Raw genomic sequence first — 21,125 nt, 5'->3', positions numbered from 1 at the left:
AAAAATGGAACAAGTACAACCTTATCAACCAAAAAATAAAGTTAGAATTGTAACTGCGGCTTCACTTTTTGATGGCCATGATGCAGCAATTAATATCATGCGTCGTATTATTCAGGCCACAGGAGTTGAAGTTATTCACCTTGGTCATGATAGAAGTGTAGAAGAAGTAGTGAATACTGCCATTCAGGAAGATGCTAATGCAATTGCGATGACATCCTACCAGGGAGGTCATAACGAGTATTTTAAATATATGTACGATTTGCTGAAAGAAAAAGGAGCAGGTCACATTAAAATTTTCGGAGGTGGAGGTGGAGTAATCCTGCCTTCTGAAATCTCTGAATTGCACGAATACGGTATCGAAAGAATTTATTCTCCGGATGATGGCCGCGAACTTGGTCTGCAGGGAATGATTAATGATTTGGTACAACGTTCCGATTATCCTGTGGGTGAAGTGCTAAATGGTGAAGCAAATCACCTGGAAGATAAAAATCCAACGGCAATTGCACGTGTGATTTCTTCTGCTGAAAATTTTCCTGAAGTAGCTAAACCTGCTTTAGAAAAAATTGCAAAAATAAACCAAGATAGTAAAACGCCAGTTTTAGGAATCACGGGAACAGGTGGTGCCGGTAAATCGTCTTTAGTAGATGAATTGGTACGCCGATTTTTAATTGATTTTCCTGAAAAAACGATCGGATTAATTTCTGTGGATCCGTCTAAACGTAAAACCGGAGGTGCTTTGTTAGGTGACCGTATCCGTATGAATGCTATCAATAATCCACGTGTTTACATGCGCTCATTGGCAACACGTCAATCGAATCTGGCACTTTCAAAATACGTTCAGGAGGCTATTGAAGTACTGAAAGCAGCAAAATATGATTTAATCGTATTGGAAACTTCAGGAATTGGTCAGTCTGATACAGAAATCATGGATCATTCAGATGTTTCCTTATATGTAATGACACCTGAATTTGGTGCTGCAACCCAATTGGAAAAAATCGACATGCTTGATTTCGCTGACTTGGTGGCTTTAAACAAATTTGACAAGCGCGGTGCTTTGGATGCAATCCGTGATGTGAAAAAACAATACCAGCGCAATCATAATCTTTGGGATGTAGATCCTGATAAAATGCCGGTTTTCGGAACAATTGCCTCGCAGTTCAACGATCCGGGAATGAATACACTTTACAAATCCATTATGGATAAAATTGTAGAGAAAACAGGAATCGATTTGCATTCTACTTTCCAGATTACGCGTGAAATGAGTGAGAAAATCTTCGTGATTCCGCCACACAGAACACGTTATTTGTCTGAAATTGCCGAAAACAACCGTAAGTATGATGAAACGGCTCTTTCGCAGGTTGATGTAGCACAAAAATTATATGGTATCTTTAAAACCATTGAAACGGTTTCGGGAAGAGTGCCGAAATTGGATAAATCAGGTGTAGTTGAAGAATCGTTAAACCATTCGGCTGAAAAAAAAGAATTCCTTTCATTATTGACTAAAGAATTCGACCGTGTAAAAATGAATTTGGATCCTTACAACTGGGAAATCATTTTAACATGGGACGAAAAAGTAAACAAATACAAAAATCCGGTATACTCTTTCAAAGTAAGGGATAAGGAAATTAAAATTGCTACACATACAGAATCGCTTTCTCATAGCCAGATTCCTAAAGTAGCTTTACCAAAATACCAAGCTTGGGGTGATATCCTGAGATGGAATTTGCAGGAAAATGTTCCGGGTGAATTCCCGTTTGCTTCAGGATTGTATCCGTTCAAGCGTGAAGGAGAAGATCCATCTCGTATGTTCGCAGGGGAAGGTGGACCGGAAAGAACTAATAAACGTTTCCATTACGTGAGCGCAGGTTTGCCTGCTAAACGTTTGTCAACGGCTTTTGATAGTGTGACTTTATACGGAAATGACCCGCATGTACGTCCTGATATTTACGGAAAAATCGGTAATGCCGGAGTTTCTATTTGTTGTTTGGACGATGCTAAAAAATTATATTCTGGTTTCGACTTAAGTCATCCTGCTACTTCAGTATCGATGACGATTAACGGTCCAGCGCCTATGTTGCTTGGATTTTTCATGAATGCTGCCATCGATCAGAATTGTGAAAAATACATCAAGGAGAATGGTCTTGAGAAAGAAGTTGAAGCTAAAATCAACGCTATATATAAGAAAAAAGGAGTAGAGCGTCCGCATTACCAAGGGGAATTACCTCAAGGGAATAACGGATTAGGTCTAATGCTTTTAGGTGTTACAGGTGATGAGGTGTTACCGGCCGATGTTTACAACGATATCAAAATCAAAACATTGATGCAGGTTCGTGGAACGGTTCAGGCGGATATCCTAAAAGAAGATCAGGCACAAAATACCTGTATTTTCTCTACTGAGTTTGCACTTCGTTTAATGGGTGACGTTCAGGAGTATTTTATTAAAGAAAATGTGCGTAACTTCTATTCGGTTTCGATTTCGGGTTATCATATTGCTGAGGCAGGAGCCAACCCAATTACGCAGTTGGCGTTTACATTGGCAAACGGTTTCACGTATGTGGAATATTACTTAAGCCGTGGAATGAGCATCAATGATTTTGGTCCAAACTTATCGTTCTTCTTCTCGAATGGTATCGATCCGGAATATGCGGTAATCGGACGTGTGGCTCGTAAGATCTGGGCAAAAGCATTGAAAAATAAATACGGGGCGAATGAAAGAGCGCAGATGTTGAAATACCATATCCAGACGTCAGGTCGTTCATTGCACGCTCAGGAAATCGATTTCAACGATATCAGAACAACGCTTCAGGCATTATATGCTATTTATGATAACTGTAATTCATTGCATACCAATGCATACGATGAAGCGATTACAACACCAACGGAAGAATCGGTACGTCGTGCCATGGCAATTCAGTTGATTATCAACAAAGAATTAGGATTAGCTAAAAACGAAAACCCTATCCAAGGTTCATTCATCATCGAAGAATTAACCGATTTAGTGGAAGAAGCTGTTCTTCAGGAATTCGACAGAATCACCGAAAGAGGTGGTGTGTTGGGTGCAATGGAAACCATGTACCAGCGTTCGAAAATCCAGGAAGAATCATTGTACTACGAAACGTTGAAACACACTGGAGAATTCCCAATCATTGGTGTGAATACGTTCTTGAGTTCAAAAGGATCGCCAACGGTTATTCCTGCGGAAGTTATCCGTGCAACAGAAGAAGAAAAGCAATATCAAATTGTAATGTTGGATCACTTGCATACGGCTAACAAGGATAAAGTGGAAGAGCAATTGGCCATCATCCAGGAAGCAGCAATCCAGAACCATAATATTTTTGAAAAACTAATGGATGCTACTAAAGTATGTTCGTTAGGTCAGATTACTTCAGCGTTGTTTGAAGTAGGAGGACAATATAGACGAAATATGTAAGCAGAGAACCGAAATCTTTTAAAAGATTTCGTGTGAATCGCTTACACTGAGCGGAGTCGAAGTGTCTTTGAAAAAATAATTTACATAAAAATGCTCCATTTGGGGCATTTTTTATTCTCTTAAATTGTACTGCTTTTATTATCTATTCTTTGTTGGGTTACTCTTTAAGTCTAAAACTTCAATAATTTCACAATCTGCTGAAAACATAGGGCCTTCTCTGAAATTTCCTTTCACGCCAACTTTAATTTTTTCATAATGATAGGGTCTCATTTGATTGTTTATAATCCACATTCTTGCCGTTCCTGAGTTTGGCACAGGCATATTATTTTGTAATATAACATTTCCTTCTTCATCTTCAAATTCTGGCCATATCATATACATTTTATTTTCAGATTCATCAATGAATGAAAAATCACAACGAATTCCTTGATAAGGTTCACCTGTTTTTCTTTCACCTTCTTCTGGATTTCTGAATTTATATTTTACTCTGAAATCTGCTTTGTGATTAAGTCTTTTTTCATAAGGTTCATGCATAAACAGATGTTTAAATTTTAATGATAGATTGGTTGTTTTCAATAAAAGATATGATATATGAATACTTAGAAACTACTGCAATTTTTAATCAGCTACTCAAAGTCTCCTGATTTTGAGTAGCCAAAAGCAAAATAGTTTGTTCAATATAAAGATATTCTGTTTTTTTAGTAGAAAAGGCCATAGTATAATTTATTATTATCATTACTAAAGTCAGGTGACTTTGCGAAGTGGCTTTGTTTTTTATTTTTCGTTTACAAAAGTCCTTTTGGATAACCAAATAATCTCATTAATAATTCTTTCGATTTGTTTTTGAAAAAAGGAATTTGATTCCCAATGAATGTAAGTCCTAAAATACCGAGAATCGAAAAAACAAAATTGTATTTATCAATAAATGTAATTGTTTCTGGGGAATAAATAGGAAGTTTAAACAAACCGTAAATCAATCCAAAAAACATTCCTGCCTGTAAAACCCAAGACAAAACCTTAATACGTGCTTTAAATTTTTGATTGAAGCTTTTTAGTGATGTAATTTCGTTTCCTTCACTAGCTTCTTTTTGTTCAATGACTAAATCATAAGCTCTAAATGCACACAAAATTTGAAAATCGTTTCTACTTTCAAACAAAGCGGTATTTTCTATAATGCTTTTATATGCTAAATTTAGTAACGTGTTATTTATTAATGTTTGTTTACAGAAATGCAAAAACATTAAAACAACTTCACTTTGATTACTGGTGCTTGAATAGTTCTCGTTTAAGATATTTTCAAACGTAATGGTTGTAGGATTTCTATTTCTGATAGAAATAATGTTTCTTATCCAAGTTTTATCAATGCTGAATTTGGTTATTGCGACAATCAAACAGAAAATTAAATAATCATCATTTACAAAAGGAGCTGGCGAATCTTTACTCGGATTGCTCTTACTCTTTGTAGTGTAAATTTCTTCAAACGCAGTTTTATTATTTGTTTGGATTGAAAAAATAATTTTAAAAAATTGCTCGTCTAAATGACTAACGCTATTAGAGAAAGAACTGACTTCTTTACCCAATATAAAATGATGAAATACCTTTATTTTCGGGCTTTCGTTGACTCTTTCTGAGTATGAAATTCTATTTTCTATAGAAACCATTTTTTCCGTTTTAAACCATAATTTAATTTATCTGCGTCCCAACCTTGTACGTTTCGCATTTTGCCAAGCAATTTTGAAATGAGGTTTGAATATTTCATTGTTGCGGGTTCTTCTGCTGGTAAGAAACTACGCCACGATAAATAAGTAAATGAAAAAATTTGCTGTGTAATGTAGCTTAAATCATAAAACAACATATCGTTCAACTCACTGTTGTTGTAGTTTCCTTGCGGTGTACGAATTTTTATTTGAATAGGTTTGCTCATTCCGTGTTTTGATGTTTTTAATTCGTTAGCACCTAACATTTGTACAATACAGGTTTCTGAATCAAGAAAAACATTGCTTGCTCTGTTGGGAATGTACTCGCCTTTTGGTATATTATTTCCATAAGAAGCAATACCTTTTTGGTTTATGTCAAATAACATTGTAGGGTGAATATTGCCGATAGTAACAAACGCAAACTTGATTTTGTATAGAGCAATATCTTTAATCAACTGGCTGATTACATCAAACTCTACATTTTTGATGGGTTTGAAAATATGAAAAATCAAACGCACCGTGTCGCCATCACTCCAACCTTGTTCCGAAGAAAGGCGTTGAATAGAATCTTTAAGGCTTTTTAAAAGTTCCTCAAAATAATTTTCAAATGCGACATCTTTTACTTTATCGCCAAGCAAATATTGTCCATCACTTGAAAGAAAAGTCGTAATTCCAACAACACGATTACTTTCTGAACCTGCGTATTGATTTTTTCTAAGCCAACTATGTCCAATACCAATTACCAATTCTCTATCAACTGAACGTTGTGTTGGCAACACCCAAGGCGTACCGCCTAATTTGGCATAAATCTGCAATGCAATAGAATTTAGAATGTATTCACTGTGATTATATACAATTCGTGTGGTGACAAACTGAACTGGGATTTCAAGCGACAGAAGTTTTGCTTTTATTTGATAATATGGATTGATTTGGTCGCTCTGTAATTTGAAACTTTCGGGAATCTCGATAATCGCTAAATGTGGTTTGTTGTCGTCATATTCACGAATTACGTTAAGGTAATCGTATAATGCATTCGTTTGAATTTCTTTTACATCAAACGTAACGTTGTGTAAATCGTATTTTTTCTGCAATCCCTTTTGAAAATATTTTGACTGTGGTAAACCATCTTTCAAATTAGAAAGAAATTGAGTAAAATTTCCTCTTATTGATTTATTGCAGATGCAAAGTACGTTGGGTGACTTAATATCAAAAATGCTACTGTCATAAGGCCCAAAATTATTCAAACCATTGTCAGGATAAGTATTAATTGTTTTAGTAGCAGCAGGGTCAAATATAAAAGTTGGTGTTCTTAATTCTATGCTATTAGTAACGGTTAATGCTGTTGCGTTTACAGTAAAACAAAAACCGTCTTTGTTTTGAAACAAAATTGGTTCACCTTTATCAGTAAACAATGCTTTTGCTGTGTTTGAAATTTCATTGTAAAGTTTTTTAGGATTGTAAATATCTTCTCGCTTACTTTCAATAATTCTAAGTACTTCATCGCTTTTTTGTTGCGAAGAGGCAAAGGTTAGATAATTTCCAATGTTGAATTTTGTTTTGCGAATAAACAATTCGTTTAACTCATATTCTTTTTCGCCTTCGTTGGTGCTTACTTTGGCTTTAGTGTTAACAATATCTTTTATCTCGCCAACAAATTCTTCGTTGGGTGCAAGTATATTATTAAGTCCTGGCAAGGTTTCTGCATATAATACTTCAACACCAATTAAGTTATAATTTTCTGCGTGTAATTCGGCACACGTTTTATCAAAAATCCAATTGCGTCTTATGTTTATTAAAAATCCGAATTGTTTTTTGCCGTTTATTTCGGTTAGTCGTAATTGAAGTTCAATTAGCTTTTTATAGGCAATACGATTTTTTAATTTGTCTGGCAAAGCATCGTAAATAATATCATCTTTTTGCTGACCAGAGAAAAAACGGAAAGGATAAAAATCAACGGGGGTGTGATTAGGGAAACGGTCTTTAAATGTGCGAAAAAACAAATGTTTGATTAACGAAGCCGTGATATTTGCATTTCCATAGGTACTTTGCTCCTCAATTTTTCCTATTGTAAGATTCCCGTCAGCATCTTTATTTGAAATAAAAATGGTATCACCACTTCTAAAAAAAGAATGAGTTGCATTATGTAGATTTCTTAATTCAGCAAGGCGTTCTTCGCTGTATGCTTCAGTAAAAATTTGAAATTTTTCAAATTCAATATTTATTGGGAAATAGTTTAACTGCATACCTTTTTATATTATATTTTGCATTTACTTTGCTCAATTTTATCATTTTTTTAATCGGAGTACTCTCGCATTACGGCTGCCACCAACTCATAAATAGCAGAACCTATTCAGTCGTATTTATTGTTATTATTGAAGCAATTTAAAAATACGTACTTCGTATTTTGTATTGCTTCTTCCAAATATAACGAAAATGATTGTTAAAATAAAGGTATTGTACTCTTGTGCTGGCTTCTAGTAAACAACTGTGATATTTTTTTCTACAATGAAAATAATTATCACAACGCTGTGATAAAAAATTTGTGATAATTTTATTTATCACAAAAAAAATATCACAAATTAGTAATAGTGTGCAACGAAAAATAGTTTCGTTACATTTACAGGATTAAGTTTTATAAAATAAATGGCATTAGAAACCCACCCCAATTGGTTTTACGATTTCTCTCCAATGAAAACTTTGATTTTGGGTAGCTTTCCACCACACCAGAGTAAGCACGCTTTTCCGTTTTACTATCCCAACAAACAAAATAGATTTTGGAAAGTGATGTCTCAAATTTCAGGGATAGCGCTGCAGGCTGATTTTTCAGATACTGAAAAAGTAATCGAAGAACGGAAAGCCATTATGCGAAAGCTGTCTGTGGGTATTCATGATGTGGCTTTACAAATCGTCAGAAAGAATAACAGTTCGCTGGATAACAATATCGAAATTGTGACGTATCAGGATATTGTTTCCATTGTTCAAAATCACACTGAGATGGAAAGGATTCTGTTGCTGGGGTTTTCGGCAAAAAATAGTGCTGCCCATTCTTTTTTAAGATATCTTGAAGCTGAAAAAATAAAATCTGAATTTCCTTCAGGTTTTAGAATTAAGGCCAATAATTCGTTCTCTGTTTTTATTGATGCCAGAAAAATTGAATGTGTGATTTTAAATTCCACTTCCTCGGCAAGTGCTGTTCAGGTACCGCAGTTAGTTGAACAGTTCAGGAAATATTTAGTATAGTGTGATTTGTGTCGCCTATTTTAAAATTATCACCTGTTTTCTTGTGAAAAAGTGATTTTGCGAGAGGGGAATCACTGGAAATGCAGTAAACTTCTTTTGCTTCGTATTCAAAAGGGTTTAGTGCGGCGCCCAGATAGATGAACGCTGTGCCGGTTTCGATTAATGCTCCTTCCTGAATGTTTTCCTGAATACTGTTTTTGAATTTTTCCAGTTCCTGAATAGTTGTTTTTTCTGTTTTAATTCTTTCCTCCAGGTGTAACTGCATTTCTTTGGCTTCTCCCTGATGCGATAAATCCTCAGGATCAATCGTGTTTTCCTCGTCAATATCAGAGGTTGTTTTGTAAAGAGCAACCGATTCTTCCAGTGTTTTCAATAATTGGGTTTGGTGTTTTATGATATTTTCTAAAATAACTGACTTGTTCATAGTAATTGAATTTTACTGTATTAAAGTTAGTGTATTTTTGTATTTTATGGGCTTTTAAATTGATTTTTAAGTGGTTATGGTGATAAATGTCATAGGATTTCTAAATGTTTTGAAGTAACTTAGAGTGTTTAAATACAAATACATCTATTATGAAAACAATACTTGTACCAACTGATTTTTCTGAAGTTGCTAATAATGCAGCACTTTTTGCTTTACAGCTTGCCCAAAAGAATAACGCCCGTGTTATATTGTTTCATACCTATAATTTGCCGGTAATCGACGGTCAGGCTGCAAATTTAAATGTGAATGCTCTTTATGATACTTTGGAATTGAGTGAATTTGAGCATTTTAAGATAAACAATGAGAAGTTGAGAAATCTGGCTCAGGAGCGAAATCTGGAGCATGTGGAATTATTCCATAAGCTTACTATGGGTGAATTGGTATCGTCTATTAATGAATGTGTGGAGGAGGAAAATGCTGATTTTGTGGTGATAGGTACTACAGGAGGTGATGATTGGTTTTCAAAAATTTTCGGAAGCAATACAGATTCCGTTATCCAGTCTGTAAAAGTACCGACTTTAATAATTCCGGAAGGTTTTGAGGATACCGAATTAAATACTGTAGGATTTACAACCCGTTTCAGGGAAAAAGACAAAGAATCACTCAGAAATACAATTGGTTTTGCTCAAAAAATTAAAGCAAAAGTAAAATGTTTGTATGTTCAAACTGATGAAAGTGATGTCGATAAAGGCGTGATTGAGGCCTGGCAGAATGAATTCAAATCTAATCATGTGGAGTTTATAGTATATCCTTCAAATGATGTTTTTGAGGCAATTGATTACTTTATTGTGCATCATGAAATTGATATATTAGGAATGGTAACTTACAAGCGTAACTTTTTTGTCGATCTGTTTACACGGCGATTTACACAAAAGGTCTCTCATAAAGTGGATATACCGGTGCTGGTGTTTCATGAATAAAGTAAATCATTTAATTTGACTGTTTTCTTAAAAAATAAAAAGCATTTTAGGGTATGGAGTTGTAGTATGTATACTTTATCCTGCTTTTTGTGTTTTTTTATTGATTAAAAAAATTGGATATGTCTATTTTTAGGTAATTTTTTACCGGATGAAAATTTTAATCGTTTTTTTATTCTTTTATCAAGTCATTCTCGCTCAAAAGAGTGAAGCTGCTGCAAATATAGGATTAGTTGATTCAGTTCAAGTTGAAGGGACTAAAGATGAATCTTTTATGGTTTATTTTCCGAAAAAATACACTCAATCCAAGTCTGTAGGAGTTGTTTTTATTTTTGATCCAGGAGGAAATGGTGTTGATGGGATAATGCCGTTTGTATCTGCTGCGGAGAACTATAATTTTTTATTGGTTTGTTCCAATAATTCAAAAAACGGACCCTTGAATTTGAACAATGAAATAGCTTTCAGGCTTTTTGATTTTGTTTTTAAAAAATACAATATAGATAAAAAGAGGCTTGTTGTTGCCGGTTTTTCAGGAGGAGCAAGATTGGCTGGGAATTTAGCTCTCAATACAGGTATTTTTAACGGAGTAGTTGCATGCGGAGCTTCTTTTCAGCTTCTGGATATTTTTGTTCCTCAAATTAATGATTTTTTATATGTTGGGTTAATAGGAAAGAATGATATGAATTATCAGGAAATGATAAAGAATGTAAATTGGCTGGATAAGAAACGTATTAAAAATCAAATTTTTATTTCTGATAAAGGTCACGTTTGGCCGGATGAGAGTGAAATTCTCAGAGCGTTTGATTGGTTGGAAATTGAGTTTCAGAAAAAAGGGTTTACAGAAAAGAATAATGAAATAGTAAACAGGATTTATCAAAAAAATAAAATTATAGCCGATGCATTTTTTGAAGAAAATAATTTATTGCTGGCTTTGCATGAATACGAAAGATTGGATGCTGAGTTCGGCAGTATAAATTCTAAAGATGATTTCACAGAGAAAATTAATGAAATTAAAAAAAGCAAAGATTTTTCTAAAATGAAGAAAGTAATGAATGAAGTTGAAATTTTTGAAGAAAATCTTATTAAAGAATGTGAAATTAAATTTTATCAGGATTTGAATAATCTAAAAGTAAAAAATGATTTAAAGTTTTGGATTAATTTGAACAAAGAACTAAATGAAAAAGAAAATAAAATAAATCAGGATATTCAGATTCTGCAAATGACAAATAGAATCAGTTCGGCACTGGAAGTTATGATTTCTGTTGCTGCTCAGGATTTTAAAAATAACGGACAGCAACAGAAATATGATTTTTGTAGGTCTTTGTTAAAAATTTTAAAGGATTAATTACTCCTCTAAATCTTCTTCGGTTTTTGTTCTCAATGAGATTAAAATACCAACTATCAAAGCTACTGCAATGAAGCCTAATGATACCCATTCCGGAAATTTGTAATGGTGTGTCAGCAGCATTTTTATACCTACAAACGTAAGGATTGCAATTAAACTGTATTCCAGGTATTGGAATTTTTCAAGCATATTGGCAAGGAAAAAATACATGGAGCGTAATCCTAAAATAGCAAAAATATTAGAGCTGAACACTAAAAAAGGATCTGATGTAATAGCTAAAATTGCCGGTACACTATCAATTGCAAACACAACATCCATCACTTCAATTACCATTAAGGCTACAAATAAGGGTGTGGCGTATCTTTTTCTGTTGATAATGAGAAAAAAGTTTTGACTTTTAATTTCTTCGGTAATTGGAAATAATTTTCCAATAGTTTTATAAACAAAGGATTCCCTTGGATTGAATTCCTCCTCATCATTGGTGAGAAGCATTTTAATTGCTGTAAAAATCAAAAAGGCACCAAATAAATAGGTAGTCCAGCTAAATTTATTGATGACCATCACACCAAAGAAAATCATCAGTCCTCTGAATACAATAGCTCCTAAAATCCCCCAGAATAACACTCTGTGCTGGAATTTTTGTGGAATATTAAATGAGGAGAAAATAATTGCAATAACAAATATATTATCAATACTCAGTGACAATTCGATAAGATAGCCGGATAGGAACTTTAATGATGCTCCTATGGGTTTTAGCTGATCTGGATTGGCAACATAATTGTTTTGATAGAGCCAAAAGACAACTCCGGAAAAAGCAAAGGATAGAGTTACCCAGATTCCTGTCCACATACTGGCTTCTTTTGTGGAAATTACATGTGGGTTTTTATTGAAAACGCCTAAATCCAATGCTAAAAAGATAAAAATAGCAACTAAGAAAATAATCCAGACAAGCATAATGATAATATTTGTATAACAAATATAATTTTTTTAATTGAATAGGGAGAAAAATAGGGGGTGTTACTTTTAAAATTGCAAAAAACAAAATAAACCTGTAAAAAAATAGGGGTCTGTATGGTTTGTGTTGTAAAATTTATTATTTTTGACCAAAATTTATAGGGTATAAACTTCTAAAAATCATTTTATGGCAACATTTCGCTTTCAGTCCTTGCAAAAAGCAACTAGCAGACCAACTGTTTTTGTGGAGGAATTAGACAAAAAATCGGCAATTTTTGGTTCAAATGTATTTAACGACAAAGCTATGCGTCAGTTCCTGACTTCTGAAGCATACAAAGCAGTACAGAATGCAATCCAGAACGGAATCAAAATTGATCGTAAAATTGCGGATTATATTGCAATGGGAATGAAAGAATGGGCATTGTCAAAAGGTGTAACACACTATACACACTGGTTTCAGCCTTTAACAGGAACGACTGCTGAAAAACATGATGCTTTCTTTGAAACTTCATTTGATGGTAGTGATCCGGTTGAAAAATTTGGAGGTAGTCAATTGGTGCAGCAAGAACCGGATGCGTCATCTTTCCCTAACGGAGGAATCAGAAATACATTCGAAGCCCGTGGTTATACTGCTTGGGATCCAACTTCACCGGCATTTATTTACGGTACTACTTTATGTATTCCTACTGTATTTATTTCGTATACAGGGGAAGCTTTAGATAATAAAACACCTTTATTAAGAGCATTACAGGCTATCGATACTGCTGCGACTGATGTAGCTAAATATTTTGATAAAAATGTAAAGAAGGTTACACCAACTTTAGGTTGGGAGCAGGAATATTTCTTGGTTGATTCAGCTTTAGCGGCTTCAAGACCGGATATCTTAGCAACTGGAAGAACATTGTTAGGGCATACTTCTGCAAAAGGACAGCAGTTGGAAGATCACTATTTTGGTTCGATTCCTACACGTGTTTTAAACTATATGCGTGATTTGGAAAACGAATGTATGTTGTTGGGTATTCCAGTTAAAACTCGTCATAATGAGGTAGCGCCTAACCAGTTTGAGTTGGCTCCGATTTTTGAAGAGACTAACTTAGCGGTTGACCATAACTCTTTATTAATGGATGTGATGCAGAAAGTGGCTGAACGTCATGATTTTAAAGTATTATTCCATGAAAAACCGTTCAAAGGGGTAAATGGTTCGGGTAAACACAACAACTGGTCATTGGCAACAGATACAGGAGTGAATTTATTGTCTCCAAGTAAAACGCCTATGAGCAACTTGCAGTTCCTGACTTTCTTCATCAATACTATCAAAGCGGTACATGATTATGAGGAATTAATGAGAGCTTCAATTGCATCGGCAAGTAACGACCACCGTTTAGGAGCTAATGAGGCGCCACCAGCTATTATTTCAGTGTTCATTGGGCAGCAATTGACAAAAGTATTGGAGGAATTGGAAGGTGTAACACAAGGGAAATTATCACCAGAAGAAAAAACCGATTTAAAATTAAACGTTGTTGGTAAATTACCGGATGTTTTCTTGGATAATACAGATAGAAACAGAACTTCACCATTCGCCTTTACAGGAAATAAATTTGAGTTCCGTGCAGTGGGTTCATCGGCAAACTGTGCAACTTCTATGGCTACTTTAAACACAATTGTGGCTAAGCAGTTAAAAGAGTTTAAAAATGAAGTTGATGCTTTAGTGGATGGAAAAGGATTAAAGAAAGACGAAGCTATCTTCAATGTATTAAGAGAATACATCAAACAGACTAAAAATATTTTATTCGAAGGCGACGGATATAGCGAGGCTTGGGAAAAAGAAGCTGAAAAACGCGGATTAAGCAATCATAAAACTACTCCTGAAGCATTAAAAGCCAAAGTTTCTAAAAAAGCAATCGAATTGTTTGAAGAAATGGGTGTAATGAATCATGTTGAAGTGGAAGCCCGTTACGAAATCGAATTGGAAGAGTATACTAAGAAAATCCAGATTGAAGGACGTGTTTTAGGTGATATAGCACGTAACCACGTAATTCCAACGGCTATCCGTTACCAAAATGTATTGATTGAAAACGTTAAAGGTCTGAAAGAAATCTTTGGTAAAGATTTTGAAAAAATTGCCAAAGAGCAAATTGGATTAATTAAAGAGATTTCTGAACATATCGAAGGCATTAACCGTAATGTTGACGAAATGATTGAAGAGCGTAAAAAAGCAAACAATCTTGATTCTTCAGAAAAAATGGCAGAAGCTTACTGTGATAAAGTAAAACCGTATTTTGATGTAATTCGTGAACATTCTGATAAGTTGGAATTATTAGTGGATGATGAAATGTGGACATTAACTAAATACAGAGAACTATTATTTACGAAATAATGTTTTTGAAATAACTTTAAAACCGTATCAACTTGATGCGGTTTTTTTATTTACCTTAGTCCTATGAATCGGTTTTTTGCAATTAGTGTACTATTTGTTTTTCTGGGGGTAAAAAGTTATTCTCAGGAACAATATTCTGTTTATTTTCAAAGTGACAAGCATTTATTGACAGGACAACAGGCGGCAGAATTTCAAAAGTGGATTGAGGAAAACAAAAGCAGTAAAATCCTTTCCATGAATGGTTATACCGATGAGGACGGAGGTAATCAATACAATGATACTCTGGCAAAAAAGCGTGTTGAGACGATTTATGGGTTGATTAAGAATAAAGTCAAAATAAGGGAGGATTTTAAAAGAATAAGTTTTGGAGAACAGCATAATCATTCAAAAATAAAATCTGAGAATAGAAAGGTTATAATTTTCTATTTAAAAGAAAAAGACTTGCATAAAGAAGCTGAAATATTAGGCTTAAAACCAAAGGAAGTAAAAAAAAGCCAGCCTGTTCAATTTCCGGAATCAATAATTTTAAATAACCCCGATGGTTCAGAATCGGAAATCAAGCTTGATGTAGTTTTTATGAAAACTCTCAATGAATCCAAAACAGGTGAAAAACTTAAACTGGAAAACCTGAATTTTGTTTTGAATACTTTTGGGATTACAAAAGAGTCCCGGGGTAAATTGTATGAACTTCTTTTGGTAATGCAGCAAAATCCATTGCTAAAGATAGATATTCAGGGACATGTATGCTGTGTAAAATCTGACCGACAGGATTTATCAACACAAAGAGCCAAAGCAATCTATAAATTTCTTGAAATGAAAGGTATACCCAAGTCAAGAATGTCGTATCGAGGTTTTGGAAGCACGCAGCCTTTACATGCTTTACCTGAAAAAACAGAAGAAGAAAGAGCGGCCAACCGCAGAGTGGAAATTGAAATTGTGGCTAATTAACTTATTTAAAAAACTTATAAGTTCTAATGCCTAACTTTGTTACACTGAGCTTGTCGAAGTGACAACTTCTTTTTATCTTTGCGCCACAACAACACAATACAAAAATGAGTTCTGATACTTCCAAGCGTTACGCTATGCGTGGTGTTTCTGCATCTAAAGAAGATGTACACAATGCCATCAAAAACATTGATAAAGGATTATTCCCAAAGGCTTTCTGTAAAATTGTTCCGGATTATTTAACCAATGATGAAGATTATTGTCTAATCATGCATGCAGACGGTGCGGGAACAAAATCATCATTGGCTTATATGTATTGGAAAGAAACCGGTGACATGTCGGTTTGGAAAGGTATTGCCCAGGATGCTTTAATCATGAATATTGATGATTTATTGTGTGTGGGAGCTGTAGATAATATTGTGCTTTCTTCAACAATCGGAAGAAATAAAAATTTGATTCCGGGAGAAGTAATATCTGCAATTATAAACGGTACAGAAGAACTAATCAACGAGTTGAAATCATTTGGTGTGACAATTAATTCTACAGGCGGTGAAACTGCTGATGTGGGTGATTTGGTCCGTACGATTATTGTCGATTCAACAGTTACAGCCCGAATGAAGCGTGCTGATGTAATTGATAATGCCAATATTCAGGCTGGAGATGTAATTGTTGGTTTGGCTTCTTACGGTCAGGCTTCGTATGAAACTGGTTATAACGGAGGAATGGGGAGTAACGGATTAACTTCTGCCCGCCATGATGTTTTTGCTAACGAATTGGCATCAAAATATCCTGAAAGTTATGACGCATCGGTTCCTTTTGAATTGGTGTATTCTGGAAATGTGAAATTGACTGATACTGTTGAAGGTTCTCCAATTGACGCAGGTAAATTAGTGTTGTCACCAACAAGAACGTATGCGCCTATCATTAAAAAAATACTAGAGAAGTATACTCCAAAAGATATTCACGGAATGGTGCATTGCAGTGGCGGCGCACAAACAAAAGTACTTCATTTTGTAGATAATGTACACGTAATTAAAGATAATTTATTCCCGGTACCGCCTTTGTTTAAGTTAATTCAGGAACAATCAAAAACCGATTGGAAAGAGATGTATCAGGTTTTCAACTGCGGTCACCGTATGGAAGTATATGTACCTGCAGCAATTGCACAGGATATTATTGAAATTTCCAAATCATTCAATGTAGAAGCTCAGATTGTGGGTAGAGTAGAAGCTTCGGCAACTAAAAAGCTTACTATTCAATCAGAATTTGGTGTTTTTGAATATTGATTTTTTTAAAACTTTATTGAAACTGACACAACAGACTGGTGATTGTAAGAAAAATTTCCATTAGGGTATTGAATAGTTTTTAAAGCGACTGAAGCTTGTGCTTTGGCAAGTTTTTTATGTTTGTGAGCACTAATAAAGCAAGGGATACTTGCAATCACCATACCACCGCCAATACATGCAATGACAATACCGCTTGCATCGTATGAAGTGCTTTCTTCAAACATATGGAAATTTTTATCGAAATCTAAGGCTATTCCACCAGCAAGTGCAGCAGTTCCAACTCCGACTAACACCCATCCAGCCGTATTGTTCGTTTTTTTTTTGTTTTAAATGAAATTCAGCTGAATTGATACCGGCAGTTTGGCCATAGGACATTGCGGAAAGAAATAAGGCTGCAATTATTAAGGAGAATGTTTTTTTCATGATACCAAGAATTAAAGGATGAAACACTATAATCTCAAATAAAACATTCAATGGGGTACTAAAATTACAAAATATTTAACCTTACTTTAGTAATTTATCAATTTTTTTGTAAGTCTTAGAATCAGTATCTTTGATTAATTATTTTAAAAAATATGTACGAACTATTCTTTTGGAAATACATTGATGAGGTATATTTAAATCATCAGGAAGTTTACGAGGCTTTAATAGAAAACCAGGCTGTTGAAGGGTTGGAAGATTTACCTGTCGAGGTGATTTTAAACCGTATTGCAAAAGTATTCTCGCAATGGGAACGTGTTGACGAGTTTAGTTTTAAAAATACCAATGGAGCAGGAGCATTCCATATAATTACCACACCTCAAAGCGTGCAAATTAATTGTTATGGAACAAAAGGTGGCGATATGGAAAAACTATGTCAGATCATGGAAGAATACAAATGTCCGTTGTACGATCCTCAGGTGCCGCAACGCTATGATGAAATGGCAGAATAATTTTTTTATGGACTTTCAATTCGATTTTAATAAAAACTATATTTTAGAAACTGAAATGGTTCGTCTTGAACCTTTGCAATCTTCGCATATCCCTGATTTACTTACATATTCCCTTAATCAACCCGAAATTTGGAAATTTTCTTCTATCGCAGCCATCGGGGAAACTAATTTTAGAAATTATATCCAAATTGCTTTAGACCAACGTGAAAGAAATATTGAATATGCTTTCGCAGTTTTTGATAAAAGAATAAATGAGTATGCAGGAAGTACACGGTTTTATGATATTCAGTTAAATAATAAAACATTACAAATTGGTTATACATGGTACGGAGAACAGTTTCACGGAACCGGATTAAACAAACACTGTAAATATTTATTACTTGAATTTGCGTTTGAAAAAATGAATTTGGATCGTGTCGAGTTTCGTGCAGATAATAACAATGAACGCAGTAAAGCAGCCATGAAAAGTATTGGTTGTAAAGTAGATGGTGTTTTACGCAGTAATATGCTTAAACTTGATGGTTCAAGGCGTGATAGTATTATATTGAGCATTTTACGTGACGAATGGTTTAATGAGGTTAAAACCAATTTGAAAGCGAGATTGTAATCATCAGTTCAAAATAATGTCCCACTTTCCAATCCAAACATTATTTACTTTTTTTACATCAACTACACCGGTTCCGCCTTGGTATGAAAACTTATTTGGTTGTATTTTGGTAAGCAGAGGATCGTCTTTAAATACAAAATCGGTAATATAAAAAGGAACTTGTTTGTCCTGAGTTTTTACTGCAGCATGAATATGTGCTGGATTGGTTGTGCCGGGATAGGATGCCGGCCGAATTGTTTCAATTCTGTAATTTCCATTTTCATCTGTTTTACACCAGCCATAATGAGAGCCGTGCCATTTTTGGACCTCTTTTTCATTACCCTTTTTTGAATATTCTCCTTTACTGTCTGTATGATAGGCATAGAGGATGATATTTGGATAAGGAGTTGATTTATCTTTTTTATAAATTGTGCCGTTAAGTACCATTTTTTCACCATTGCTGTCATTACTTGGTATAACCATAGTAGATGTGAGTCGCTCAGGCATGTTTTTAAAACAACAATTAATGTTGGCATCAGGATTGTCGCAATCATCTTTTTGGTTTACTGATGAAGCTGTTTGGATTATGTCGTTTTTTGAAATAGTCTGCTGACAGGATAGTGACACAATCAAAATACACACGCAAAGATATTTTTTGATATAATCAGTCATTTTAAGAGTTTAAAAGTCAGTTAATTGTATTGAATTTACAAAAAATCTTAACTTTTTTATAAGGAAAAAAGTTAAGATTTTTTGTTCTGATTTTTATGTCCTTAAAATTCCAGTAAATCTTCTGAGACAATTATTTTTTGTCATTAAGATTTCAATCAAAATTAAGTTAGTCGAAAACCGTTTAAATAATTAATGGAGAATTTAATAAACTATTTAAGTAACTTTTTGATTTCCTCACTAAGTTTATCTAGGCTTTCTTCGTTATTTCCTATTGAAATGTATCTAATAACACCGTTTTTATCTATAAGGTAATTCGCAGGTATCGAACCGCTTTCATAGTTTGCCCAAATAGTTTTGCTTGGATCTATTCCAGTATCAAAGTTCACCCCTTTATTTTTGAGAGCATTGATTTTTTTGGCTACTTTTTCTTTTTCTTCTCCAGAAGAAATTGCTAAAAAAACAAAAGGAGAGTTTTTATGAGGCTCAATGATTTTGGAAGGTATTTCATGAAGTTCCATTAAACATGGGCCACACCATGTTGCCCAAAAATTTAAGAGAACTACTTTTCCTTTTAAATCAGAAAGCTTTATGTTGTTTCCATCTAACATGTTAACCGTAAAATCAGGTGCAGCTTGGTTTGTTTTTAATTTAGTTTTAGAAGTAGCATTTTTGTGATCACTTGCTACTATTTTTGATGTTGTATTTTCTTTTTTACTATCCTCAATTTTCGATCTTAACTTTATAACAACTATAAATTCTTTGTCGCCAATTTTATCTCCTAGCTTTTCATATAGTCTTTGTCTTTCGATGTCAGTTACTCCCATTGATACTGATTCTACAAGTCCTTTTTCTTCATATTCTTTGGCTTTTTCTTTAGAAACAATTTCGTCATTAACAACCATTATAAATTCAGGCTTTCTACTAACACTATTTTGTGCCTGAAATAATTGAACAGAAATTATTAAAAGGAAGAATAAAATTTTTTTCATAATTCGTGATGTCTTTTTAATTTTGAAGGATATTATTGTATAAGATTATAAGTCTGTTTTTTGTATTTGTGTCAAAAATAGGATTTTTCTTATGCGGTCAATTTTATTTAATGTTAAAACTTTTATAAAATGAAAATAAACCCAAAAGTTGGTATTGACCAATTAGTTTTCGGGATGAAACAAAAAGATGTTGAAAAAATCTATGGTAAACCTGACAAGCAATTCAAAGATGAAGATCAAAATATCATTTATTTATACAATGATAAAAAGTGGCGCTTGACATTTTATGAAGATGAAGAGTTCCGTTTTGGTTATATTATTTCTTCTAATCCGGAATTGGGATTGTTTGACCAAAAAATTATCAATCTCCCAATAAATAAAATAGAAGAATTATTGAAAACTAAAAATTTCAAGCCTTTGGAAGTAGAATCTTTTGATTCAGTAGACAATTACTTTAATGAAAGTAACTGGATGATTTTTCAGGTGGAATACGGTCAGGTTATCCGATTTGAGTTGGGAGCGGTTTTCAATGAAAAAGCCGATGAGTTCGATTGGAAATTTAAAGCTTAATTTTTAAATAAGGATAGATTCTTATTACTAAAAAAGCGCTGCATCAGTAGCGCTTTTTTAGTAATCGATTTTTTCTAATTCGTGATAATTCTTTTTCAAACGTCTTAATAAGAATCCATAAATAAGTCTGTATACCAACCAAAATCCACCTATAATAACAGCTGTAATAAAAATAACTCCTGCAAAAGCACCTATATAAACTCCGGTTGTAAGCTCTTTGTGTTGCTCAATCGAAATATTTCTAAGAATCTCTTTTAATACGAAGGAATACACAGTAAGCAAGAAAATTGCTCCAGCTGCTAAATTGAATATAATGTAATTACGTACCGTTTTTCTTGCCGTTATAATGGTTTCCATCAGTTTTTTGACACTCGATGTAGTAGTTATTTCTTTGTAGTGTTTGTAGAATAAATACATAAAATATAAAGCAACTATCCAAAGAATTGAAGAGCCGATTTGATAAAATGTATGAATGCCTGCACTTTTTAATAATTTAATTGTGGAATCATGGCTTTTTGTGAAAGTCATACCCACATTGACAAATATTCCAAACGCAAATTCTATTATGCTTATGATAAATATCCACTTCACAGCCGAAGATGAGTTTTTATGCAGCATAGCATAGATTTTCTCTTCTGAAATTTTTGGGAAATTTTCAGTTTTGTTCCAACTTTTTTTCAATAAATCCAATTCTTCCATTT

Annotated in this window: 19 protein-coding genes; 10 read left to right on the top strand and 9 right to left on the bottom strand. The window is 33.9% G+C overall.

The features are described 5' to 3' along the window. Nucleotides 1-4 precede the first annotated feature (4 nt). Nucleotides 5-3,430 (top strand): methylmalonyl-CoA mutase family protein, encoded by a 3,426-nt coding sequence (locus EZM65_RS02775; RefSeq protein WP_136666992.1) that lies wholly within the window; start codon nt 5-7, stop codon nt 3,428-3,430. A 138-nt stretch (nt 3,431-3,568) separates the two neighbouring features. Here EZM65_RS02775 and EZM65_RS02770 read toward each other — a convergent pair whose 3' ends face one another. From EZM65_RS02770 to EZM65_RS02760, 3 genes are all read right to left on the bottom strand, one after another. After that, nucleotides 3,569-3,964, bottom strand: coding sequence for a hypothetical protein (locus EZM65_RS02770; protein WP_136666991.1), 396 nt, complete (start codon nt 3,962-3,964; stop codon nt 3,569-3,571). 251 nt (nt 3,965-4,215) lie between these two features. Continuing rightward, on the bottom strand, nt 4,216-5,091 hold the full coding sequence (locus EZM65_RS02765) for a hypothetical protein (RefSeq protein ID WP_136666990.1): 876 nt from the start codon (nt 5,089-5,091) through the stop codon (nt 4,216-4,218). After that, the gene (locus tag EZM65_RS02760) at nt 5,079-7,370 is read right to left on the bottom strand and encodes a Piwi domain-containing protein (protein ID WP_136666989.1); all 2,292 of its coding nucleotides are present in this window, start codon (nt 7,368-7,370) and stop codon (nt 5,079-5,081) included. Before EZM65_RS02760 ends, EZM65_RS02765 begins: the two co-directional genes overlap by 13 nt. A gap of 400 nt (nt 7,371-7,770) precedes the next feature. On the opposite strand from EZM65_RS02760, the gene EZM65_RS02755 reads away from it, so the two are divergent. Beyond that, entirely contained in the window at nt 7,771-8,367 is a 597-nt protein-coding gene (locus EZM65_RS02755) for a uracil-DNA glycosylase family protein (protein WP_136666988.1), read from the top strand. Here the strand turns inward: EZM65_RS02755 and EZM65_RS02750 are convergent. Then, entirely contained in the window at nt 8,348-8,791 is a 444-nt protein-coding gene (locus EZM65_RS02750) for a hypothetical protein (RefSeq protein ID WP_136666987.1), read from the bottom strand. The genes EZM65_RS02755 and EZM65_RS02750 overlap by 20 nt on opposite strands. 149 nt (nt 8,792-8,940) lie before the next feature. Here EZM65_RS02750 and EZM65_RS02745 point away from each other — a divergent pair, with 149 nt between their 5' ends. Both EZM65_RS02745 and EZM65_RS02740 read left to right on the top strand, forming a co-directional pair. Continuing rightward, a complete protein-coding gene (locus tag EZM65_RS02745) occupies nt 8,941-9,771 on the top strand; it encodes a universal stress protein (RefSeq protein ID WP_136666986.1) in 831 nt (276 codons plus the stop codon). 148 nt (nt 9,772-9,919) lie between these two features. Continuing rightward, complete coding sequence (locus EZM65_RS02740; protein ID WP_136666985.1) at nt 9,920-11,113, top strand: hypothetical protein; 1,194 nt, start codon at nt 9,920-9,922, stop codon at nt 11,111-11,113. Here the strand turns inward: EZM65_RS02740 and EZM65_RS02735 are convergent, their stop codons facing one another. After that, nucleotides 11,114-12,067, bottom strand: a complete 954-nt coding sequence (locus EZM65_RS02735; RefSeq protein ID WP_136666984.1) for a TerC family protein — start codon at nt 12,065-12,067, stop codon at nt 11,114-11,116. A 187-nt stretch (nt 12,068-12,254) separates the two neighbouring features. Here EZM65_RS02735 and EZM65_RS02730 point away from each other — a divergent pair, with 187 nt between their 5' ends. The 3 genes from EZM65_RS02730 to EZM65_RS02720 all read left to right on the top strand — a co-directional run bounded on the left by EZM65_RS02730 (nt 12,255) and on the right by EZM65_RS02720 (nt 16,675). Further along, the gene (locus EZM65_RS02730) at nt 12,255-14,444 is read left to right on the top strand and encodes a glutamine synthetase III (protein WP_136666983.1); all 2,190 of its coding nucleotides are present in this window, start codon (nt 12,255-12,257) and stop codon (nt 14,442-14,444) included. 63 nt (nt 14,445-14,507) lie between these two features. Then, nucleotides 14,508-15,392 carry an OmpA family protein gene (locus EZM65_RS02725; protein ID WP_136666982.1) on the top strand — a complete coding sequence of 295 codons (885 nt, stop codon included), beginning with the start codon at nt 14,508-14,510 and terminating at the stop codon, nt 15,390-15,392. Between the two features lie 104 nt (nt 15,393-15,496). After that, nucleotides 15,497-16,675 carry an AIR synthase related protein gene (locus EZM65_RS02720; RefSeq protein WP_136666981.1) on the top strand — a complete coding sequence of 393 codons (1,179 nt, stop codon included), beginning with the start codon at nt 15,497-15,499 and terminating at the stop codon, nt 16,673-16,675. 5 nt (nt 16,676-16,680) lie between these two features. On the opposite strand, the gene EZM65_RS02715 is transcribed toward EZM65_RS02720, so the two are convergent. Continuing rightward, the gene (locus EZM65_RS02715; RefSeq protein WP_136666980.1) at nt 16,681-16,968 is read right to left on the bottom strand and encodes a hypothetical protein; all 288 of its coding nucleotides are present in this window, start codon (nt 16,966-16,968) and stop codon (nt 16,681-16,683) included. Between the two features lie 282 nt (nt 16,969-17,250). Here EZM65_RS02715 and EZM65_RS02710 point away from each other — a divergent pair, with 282 nt between their 5' ends. Beyond that, a complete protein-coding gene (locus tag EZM65_RS02710; RefSeq protein ID WP_136666979.1) occupies nt 17,251-17,607 on the top strand; it encodes a hypothetical protein in 357 nt (118 codons plus the stop codon). 7 nt (nt 17,608-17,614) lie between these two features. Then, the gene (locus EZM65_RS02705) at nt 17,615-18,214 is read left to right on the top strand and encodes a GNAT family N-acetyltransferase (protein ID WP_136666978.1); all 600 of its coding nucleotides are present in this window, start codon (nt 17,615-17,617) and stop codon (nt 18,212-18,214) included. A 3-nt stretch (nt 18,215-18,217) separates the two neighbouring features. Here EZM65_RS02705 and EZM65_RS02700 read toward each other — a convergent pair whose 3' ends face one another. Continuing rightward, nucleotides 18,218-18,865 carry an intradiol ring-cleavage dioxygenase gene (locus EZM65_RS02700; RefSeq protein WP_136666977.1) on the bottom strand — a complete coding sequence of 216 codons (648 nt, stop codon included), beginning with the start codon at nt 18,863-18,865 and terminating at the stop codon, nt 18,218-18,220. Nucleotides 18,866-19,074: 209 nt separating this feature from the next. Further along, nucleotides 19,075-19,854 (bottom strand): TlpA disulfide reductase family protein, encoded by a 780-nt coding sequence (locus EZM65_RS15785; protein WP_136666976.1) that lies wholly within the window; start codon nt 19,852-19,854, stop codon nt 19,075-19,077. A gap of 129 nt (nt 19,855-19,983) precedes the next feature. On the opposite strand from EZM65_RS15785, the gene EZM65_RS02690 reads away from it, so the two are divergent. After that, nucleotides 19,984-20,424 carry a hypothetical protein gene (locus tag EZM65_RS02690; protein WP_136666975.1) on the top strand — a complete coding sequence of 147 codons (441 nt, stop codon included), beginning with the start codon at nt 19,984-19,986 and terminating at the stop codon, nt 20,422-20,424. A 57-nt stretch (nt 20,425-20,481) separates the two neighbouring features. On the opposite strand, the gene EZM65_RS02685 is transcribed toward EZM65_RS02690, so the two are convergent. Continuing rightward, nucleotides 20,482-21,123, bottom strand: coding sequence for a hypothetical protein (locus tag EZM65_RS02685; RefSeq protein WP_136666974.1), 642 nt, complete (start codon nt 21,121-21,123; stop codon nt 20,482-20,484). Between the last annotated feature and the right edge of the window lie 2 nt (nt 21,124-21,125).

The sequence above is a fragment of the Flavobacterium sp. H122 genome, from assembly GCF_004959765.1.
Classification (GTDB): domain Bacteria; phylum Bacteroidota; class Bacteroidia; order Flavobacteriales; family Flavobacteriaceae; genus Flavobacterium.
Note: the sequence above shows the minus strand (reverse complement) of the source record. Positions and strands in the feature narration are given on the sequence as shown.

Coding starts and splice junctions, on each gene's coding strand:
- EZM65_RS02765 (WP_136666990.1), bottom strand. CDS start 5,091: ATGGTTTCTATAGAAAATAGAATTTCATACTCAGAAAGAGTCAACGAA.
- EZM65_RS02735 (WP_136666984.1), bottom strand. CDS start 12,067: ATGCTTGTCTGGATTATTTTCTTAGTTGCTATTTTTATCTTTTTAGCA.
- EZM65_RS02740 (WP_136666985.1), top strand. CDS start 9,920: ATGAAAATTTTAATCGTTTTTTTATTCTTTTATCAAGTCATTCTCGCT.
- EZM65_RS02750 (WP_136666987.1), bottom strand. CDS start 8,791: ATGAACAAGTCAGTTATTTTAGAAAATATCATAAAACACCAAACCCAA.
- EZM65_RS02725 (WP_136666982.1), top strand. CDS start 14,508: ATGAATCGGTTTTTTGCAATTAGTGTACTATTTGTTTTTCTGGGGGTA.
- EZM65_RS02690 (WP_136666975.1), top strand. CDS start 19,984: ATGAAAATAAACCCAAAAGTTGGTATTGACCAATTAGTTTTCGGGATG.
- EZM65_RS02730 (WP_136666983.1), top strand. CDS start 12,255: ATGGCAACATTTCGCTTTCAGTCCTTGCAAAAAGCAACTAGCAGACCA.
- EZM65_RS02775 (WP_136666992.1), top strand. CDS start 5: ATGGAACAAGTACAACCTTATCAACCAAAAAATAAAGTTAGAATTGTA.
- EZM65_RS02770 (WP_136666991.1), bottom strand. CDS start 3,964: ATGCATGAACCTTATGAAAAAAGACTTAATCACAAAGCAGATTTCAGA.
- EZM65_RS02745 (WP_136666986.1), top strand. CDS start 8,941: ATGAAAACAATACTTGTACCAACTGATTTTTCTGAAGTTGCTAATAAT.
- EZM65_RS02760 (WP_136666989.1), bottom strand. CDS start 7,370: ATGCAGTTAAACTATTTCCCAATAAATATTGAATTTGAAAAATTTCAA.
- EZM65_RS02755 (WP_136666988.1), top strand. CDS start 7,771: ATGGCATTAGAAACCCACCCCAATTGGTTTTACGATTTCTCTCCAATG.
- EZM65_RS02700 (WP_136666977.1), bottom strand. CDS start 18,865: ATGACTGATTATATCAAAAAATATCTTTGCGTGTGTATTTTGATTGTG.
- EZM65_RS02685 (WP_136666974.1), bottom strand. CDS start 21,123: ATGGAAGAATTGGATTTATTGAAAAAAAGTTGGAACAAAACTGAAAAT.
- EZM65_RS02710 (WP_136666979.1), top strand. CDS start 17,251: ATGTACGAACTATTCTTTTGGAAATACATTGATGAGGTATATTTAAAT.
- EZM65_RS02705 (WP_136666978.1), top strand. CDS start 17,615: ATGGACTTTCAATTCGATTTTAATAAAAACTATATTTTAGAAACTGAA.
- EZM65_RS15785 (WP_136666976.1), bottom strand. CDS start 19,854: ATGAAAAAAATTTTATTCTTCCTTTTAATAATTTCTGTTCAATTATTT.
- EZM65_RS02720 (WP_136666981.1), top strand. CDS start 15,497: ATGAGTTCTGATACTTCCAAGCGTTACGCTATGCGTGGTGTTTCTGCA.